This is a genomic window from Pedococcus sp. NPDC057267 (genome assembly GCF_042668795.1).
In the GTDB taxonomy this organism is placed as follows: domain Bacteria; phylum Actinomycetota; class Actinomycetes; order Actinomycetales; family Dermatophilaceae; genus Pedococcus.
Genome location: NZ_JBHUYG010000157.1, coordinates 1 through 5,789, shown reverse-complemented (window position 1 = coordinate 5,789; position 5,789 = coordinate 1). Strand labels below are relative to the sequence as shown.

Annotated in this window: 8 protein-coding genes; 5 read left to right on the top strand and 3 right to left on the bottom strand. The window is 75.8% G+C overall.

Annotated features, from left to right (window positions below):
* Positions 1-240, bottom strand: a 240-nt coding sequence (locus tag ACFUC1_RS20080; protein ID WP_379122994.1) for a hypothetical protein, incomplete at its 3' end; no start/stop codon positions are given.
* A 17-nt stretch (positions 241-257) separates the two neighbouring features.
* Complete coding sequence (locus tag ACFUC1_RS20075; protein ID WP_379122992.1) at positions 258-428, bottom strand: hypothetical protein; 171 nt, start codon at positions 426-428, stop codon at positions 258-260.
* Between the two features lie 239 nt (positions 429-667).
* On the opposite strand from ACFUC1_RS20075, the gene ACFUC1_RS20070 reads away from it, so the two are divergent.
* The 5 genes from ACFUC1_RS20070 to ACFUC1_RS20050 all read left to right on the top strand — a co-directional run bounded on the left by ACFUC1_RS20070 (position 668) and on the right by ACFUC1_RS20050 (position 5,402).
* Complete coding sequence (locus tag ACFUC1_RS20070; protein ID WP_379122990.1) at positions 668-946, top strand: hypothetical protein; 279 nt, start codon at positions 668-670, stop codon at positions 944-946.
* A gap of 16 nt (positions 947-962) precedes the next feature.
* Complete coding sequence (locus ACFUC1_RS20065) at positions 963-1,340, top strand: hypothetical protein (protein ID WP_379122988.1); 378 nt, start codon at positions 963-965, stop codon at positions 1,338-1,340.
* A gap of 17 nt (positions 1,341-1,357) precedes the next feature.
* Entirely contained in the window at positions 1,358-2,287 is a 930-nt protein-coding gene (locus tag ACFUC1_RS20060) for a class I fructose-bisphosphate aldolase (RefSeq protein ID WP_379122986.1), read from the top strand.
* Positions 2,288-2,384: 97 nt separating this feature from the next.
* Positions 2,385-2,822: an Hsp20/alpha crystallin family protein gene (locus ACFUC1_RS20055; RefSeq protein ID WP_379122984.1), complete on the top strand. Its 438-nt coding sequence runs from the start codon at positions 2,385-2,387 to the stop codon at positions 2,820-2,822.
* A gap of 24 nt (positions 2,823-2,846) precedes the next feature.
* Positions 2,847-5,402, top strand: a complete 2,556-nt coding sequence (locus tag ACFUC1_RS20050) for a cation-translocating P-type ATPase (protein ID WP_379122982.1) — start codon at positions 2,847-2,849, stop codon at positions 5,400-5,402.
* 131 nt (positions 5,403-5,533) lie between these two features.
* Here ACFUC1_RS20050 and ACFUC1_RS20045 read toward each other — a convergent pair whose 3' ends face one another.
* Complete coding sequence (locus tag ACFUC1_RS20045; RefSeq protein ID WP_379122980.1) at positions 5,534-5,722, bottom strand: hypothetical protein; 189 nt, start codon at positions 5,720-5,722, stop codon at positions 5,534-5,536.
* Between the last annotated feature and the right edge of the window lie 67 nt (positions 5,723-5,789).

The window sequence follows — 5,789 nt, the reverse complement described above, 5'->3', positions numbered from 1 at the left end:
ATATGAGAGTGGTCCGCCGGCGCGCCGGCCCCTGTCCCGGGCGCGTCTGGCCGCGGCATCCCGTCGGCCCTCCTCGACGACGGCCGTGCACTCCTCCTCCGTGGGCGCGAGCGCCGCCAGGACGGGCGCGAGCTCGGCCGCCAGCTCCCCGGTGCGGTCGACGGGCACGCCGGAGGGCCCCGCCGGGCCCGGCGCCCCGGTAGGGCGGAACCGCAGGAGCAGGTCCCGGACGCGTGGCACGTCGAGCGCCGTCCGGGTCAGCGCTTGTCGTCGGGGCCGCGGCGGTCACGGGACCGCAGCGCCGCCAACGAGGTCCCGAGGTAGCGCCGCAGCGCGGCCTGGAGCCTCGACTCGCCCTCCGTGGGTGGCCGCGACGCGACGTCGTCGGCCGCCTCCTTGCGTGCACGGGCCCTCTCGATGTCGGACATGGCAGTCCTCCGGTCCTCGAGGCGTGGACGGATCTTCCGATCCCGGACACCTCGAGCCTCGTCCGTCCCCCCCGGCACCCACAGGGGCCAAGGTCCCCCGCGGCGCACCCCCTCGTCGGACCCGGGTGGGGCCAACGGGACCCAGGTGGGGACCAACGGCCCTGCCCGGGCGAGTCCCACCTGCCGCATGCTGCGACGGCAGGCAGGAGGGAGTGGGCCATGACCGGGAGACGGGGACGGTGCGTCGTGGCCTCGGTCGTGCTGGTCGCCGGGGCGCTGACGGGGTGCGGCGGATCCACGGGCGGTGGGGGGACCAGCACGACCTCTCCGGCCTCCACCTCGACCTCGACGACCGCGTCCAGCCCCTCGAGCAGCACGTCGTCCTCGTCGTCCCCGACCCCCTCGTCGAGCACGTCGTCACCCGCCTCCCCGAGCTCCTCGAGCTCCTCGACGACCCCGGCGCGGCGGACCGCCCCCGGCAGGGGCTGGACCTCCGGCCCGACCGTCGTCACCCGTGACCTGGCCGTGCCGCCCGTGCCGCGGGTCGTGGGGATCCGCGCGGCGGCGCACAGCTCCGAGGGCTTCGACCGGATCGTGTTCGACGTCGAGGGGCCCCTGCCGGGCTACGACATCCGGTACGTCCCCGAGGTCGTCGCGGACGGCTCCGGCAAGCTCGTGGCCATGCCGGGCCGGCGCTACCTGCAGGTCGTCCTGCGGCCCGCCCAGGGCCACGACGACGAGGGCGAGCACGCCGTCACCGGCCGGCACGACCTGGGCTTCCCGATGCTCAAGGGGTACGTCGTGGCCGGCGACTTCGAGGGCGTGCTGACCATCGCGCTGGGGCTCGACGACGTCGTGGGCTACCGCGTGGGCGAGCTGCCCGGCCACATCTACATCGACGTCGCCGCCTGACCAGAGGAGTTCCAGCCATGTCCCACCGTGTCGACGAGATCCTGTCGTGGTACCCGGCGGACGACCCCGCCACCCTCGCCCACCTGCGTCGCATCCTCATGCAGGGCCGCACGGGCGGCTCGGGCAAGCTCGTCGTCCTGCCGGTCGACCAGGGCTTCGAGCACGGCCCCGGCCGCAGCTTCGCGCCGAACCCGGCCGGCTACGACCCGCGCTACCACGCGCGGCTCGCCCTCGACGCCGGGTGCAGCGCCCACGCCCTTCCCCTGGGTGCCGCGCGCGTGGTCGCGCCGGAGTATGCCGAGGACCTGCCCCTGATCCTCAAGTGCAACAACGCCGACGGGCTCTTCGTGGGCGACGACCCCGAGCCCGCCGTCGTCGCCGGAGTCGAGGAGGCACTGGCCCTGCGGTGTGCGGCGGTCGGCTTCACCATCTACCCGGGCTCGGCCCACCGCAACGAGATGTACCAGCAGCTGCGCACCCTCGCGCGGGACGCCGAGGCAGCCGGGCTGCCGCTCGTCGTCTGGTCCTACCCCCGCGGCAGCGGGGTGTCGCAGGAGGGCCGCACCGCGGTGGACGTCGTGGCGTACGCCGCGCACCTCGCCTGCCAGCTCGGCGCCCACGTCGTCAAGGTCAAGCCGCCGACCGAGCACATCGAGTCCGAGGCCGCGCGGGCTGCGCTGGAGAAGGCCGGCGTCCCGCTCGGCACGCTCGCGGACCGGGTGCGGCACGTCGTGCAGTCCGCGTTCGACGGCCACCGCATCGTCATCTTCTCCGGCGGGGCCGCCAAGGAGACGGCGGCCGTCCTCGAGGAGAACCGGCAGACCGCCATGGGTGGCGGTTTCGGGACCATCATGGGCCGCAACTCCTTCCAGCGGCCGCACGACGAGGCGGTGCACCTGCTGAACAACGTCATGGACATCCACCTGGCGCAGGTGCCGGTGGCCTGAGCCCCCGGTGGGGACCTTGGCCCCTGCCCGCGCCCCGGGGGGCCCGACGACGGTGGAGGGGACGGCACGACCCGCGTGCCGGGAAGGAAGAACCGCCATGACAACAGTTGCCCGCCGTTCGACCGGCTCGATGATGTCCGAGCTGCTGGACTGGCTGGACCAGGGCTCCCCGGCAGGGGTGCGGGGTCTGGGGCTGGCGCCCTATGTCCGGGTGGAGGACTACACGGAGGACGACACGTACGTGCTGCGCGCCGAGATGCCGGGAATCGACCCCGACAAGGACGTGACGCTGGCCATCGACGAGGACGTCCTCACCATCCGCGGTGAGCGCCGCGAGGAGCAGAAGGACAAGAGCCACCACGAGTTCCACTACGGCGCCTTCACGCGCAGCATCCGGCTGCCCAAGGACGTCGACCCGCGCGAGGTCACCGCGACCTACGTGGACGGCGTGCTCGAGGTACGGGTGCCGACGCACCACCCCGACCACAAGCCCGTGTCGATCCCGGTGCAGCGCGCCGAGAAGACGACGGACTGACGGCCGACGGTGCAGCAGCCAGCCGTGGGCGGGTCAGGGTGGGGCGCCGGGGTGGCGCCCCACCCGCTGTCCCGCGGCCTGGACGAGGCCGAGGCGACCAGCCGGCTCGGCCGCGTCGGTCCCAACGCCCTGCCCCCGCCGCGGCGCCCGTCGGTGGGGCGGCTGGCGCTGACGTCGCTGCGCGAGCCGCTCGTCCTCGTCCTGCTCGCGGCGATGGTGCTCACGACCCTGAGCCGGGACGTCACCGACACCCTCGTGATCGTCCTGGTCGTCATTGTCAACAGCGCCATCGGCATCCGCGAGCAGCTGCGGGCCGCGGCGGACGTCGAGGCGCTGCGCTCGCTGGTCCCCGTCCACGCGTCGGTGGTGCGCTCCGGCACCGAGCGGGTCGTGCCTGCCGCCGAGCTGGTCCCCGGTGACCTGGTCCGGCTGCGGGCCGGCGACCTCGTGCCGGCCGACGCCGTCCTGGTCGAGGGCGTCGGGCTGCGGGTCGACGAGTCCGTCGTCACCGGCGAGTCGCTCGACGTCGGCAGGCAACCGGCCGCGGACCCCGGGCCGGTGGAGGAGCCGGGTACGCCACCGGAGGCGGCCATGCTGCGTTCGGGGACCGTGGTGGTCCACGGCCGCGGCACCGCACGCGTGGTCGCGACCGGGCCGCGCAGCACGGTGGGCCGGATCGCGGCGCTCGCCACGGGACCGGCGCAGGCGTCACCGCTGCAACGGCGGATGGCCGGCCTGTCCCGCCAGCTGGCCGTGGTCGCCGTGGTGCTGAGTGCCGTCTACCTCGTCGTGGGGGTGGTGGCGGGGCAGCCGGTGCGGCTGGTCGTCCTCGCCGCGGTCGCCCTCGTCGTCGCGGCGGTCCCGGAGTCGCTGCCGCTGGTCGTCACCGTCACCCTCGCCCTCGCGGCCCGGCGGATGGCCCGGCACCAGGCGGTGGCCCGGTCGCTCGACGCCGTGGAGACGCTCGGCGCCGTGACTCTCCTCGCCACCGACAAGACGGGCACGCTCACCCACGGGCGGCTCAGCCTCACGCACGGTTGGGTCCCGGCGTCGGGGACGATGGGGCACCTGGCCGACCTCGCCGTGCTGTGCAACGACGCCTCGCTCGACCCCGCGACGGGCACCCCGGTCGGCAACCCCGTCGACGCGGCGCTGCTCACGTGGGCCGGTGAGCAGGGACGCCCGACCACCCCGGGTGAGGGCTGGGTCAGGGTGGGGGAGACACCCTTCGACAGCACCCGCAAGCACATGACGACGCACCACCGCGGTCCCGACGGCCGCGAGCTCACGGTCCGCAAGGGGGCCCCCGAGGTGCTTCTCGGACCCGCAGCGGGACCGGCAGCCGGACCCGGAGCCGCGACGACGCCGGTCGCGGACGACGACGGCGAGGTGGCGCCCGTGACCGGCGACGGCGAGCGGGCCGAGGCGCTGGCCGTCGCCGGGGAGTGGGCCGCGGCCGGCAGCCGGGTCCTGGCGGTGACCGTCTCCGTGGACGGCGGCCCGCCCGCGGTGGCCGGCCTGCTCGCCCTCGCCGACCGGGTCCGCGACGCGTCCCGGCGCACCGTCGAGCAGTGCCGCGCCGCCGGCATACGCCTCGTGCTGGTGACCGGGGACCACCCCGGGACCGCCACCGCCGTCGCGACCGAGGTGGGCCTCCGGGAGCCGACCGCCACTGGTGACGTGGTCGCCATGGACGGCCGGCCGGTGCAGCAGGCGGACGCCGGGGCCTCCGTCGTGGCGCGGGCGCGGCCGGAGGACAAGAGCACCCTCGTGGAGCTGTGGCAGTCCGCCGGCGAGGTGGTGGCGATGACCGGTGACGGGGTCAACGACGCACCCGCCCTGCGACGCGCGGACATCGGCGTCGCGATGGGCGGCCGCGGGACCGATGTCGCGCGGCAGGCCGCCGACCTCGTCCTCACCGACGACCACCTCGAGACCGTGGTGACCGCCGTCCGTGAGGGGCGTCGGGTCTTCACCAACATCCGGCGGTTCCTGCTCTACGGGCTGTCGGGGGGCGGTTCGGAGCTCGTCCTCATGCTCGCCGGCCCGCTCGCCGGAGTGCCCGTCCCGCTGCTGCCGGCCCAGATCCTGTGGGTCAACCTGCTGACCCACTCCTTCGCAGGGGCGGGGCTCGGCACCCAGCCGGTCGAGCCGGGGACGATGGACCGGCCTCCCCGACCGCCCGGGCAGGCGGTCCTCGGGGCCGGGCTGTGGTGGCGGGTGGTGCTGCTCGCGACCTGGCTGGGGCTGGCGAGCCTCGCGGCGTCCCTGGTGGTCGGCGGCGAGGAGGCCCGGTCCGTCGCGCTGCTGTGCGTGGGTTCGGGGCAGCTGGCCGTCGCGTGGGCGGCGCGGGCCGGGCGGACGCGGGACGGCTGGGTGGCCCGGTGGCGCGACGAGCTCGGGACCCTGGCGGCCGGCCTGGTCGCTGCGGCGGCCCTGCTGGCGGCGTCGGTCCTCGTGCCGCCGCTGCGCGAGCTGCTCGAGACCCGCGACCTGGGGCCCGGCCCCTGGCTGGTCGTCGGCGTCGTGGCGCTCGCGTCGTACGTCGTCGCCCGGGTCGTCGCCCCCCGCACGTGGTGACCGGGCCCCGGGGCAGCGGGGCGGGCCGGGGGAGCAGGGCGGGTCTCGGGCTGGCTACGAGGCGCCGGGCTCCGAGGCGCCGGGCTCCGAGGCGCCGGGCTCCGAGGCGCCGGGCTCCCGAGGCGCCCGGGCTACGAGGCGCGCAACTGGTGGCCGGACCCGGCCGGGTGGTCGCGGCCGAACTCGTGCGCGAGGATCCGGCTGGCCTGACGCGACGTGATCAGCTCGAGCCGGACCCACCCCTCGAGGTGGCGCTCGAGCGCGAGGACGGGGATCGGCTCTGCGAGGACGGGGACCTGCTCGCCGTGCGGTGTGCCCATGTCCGAAGGGTGCCGGGCGCCCGGCCGACGGCACAGGGACCTAGGGCCTGTCGGCCGACCTAGGGCC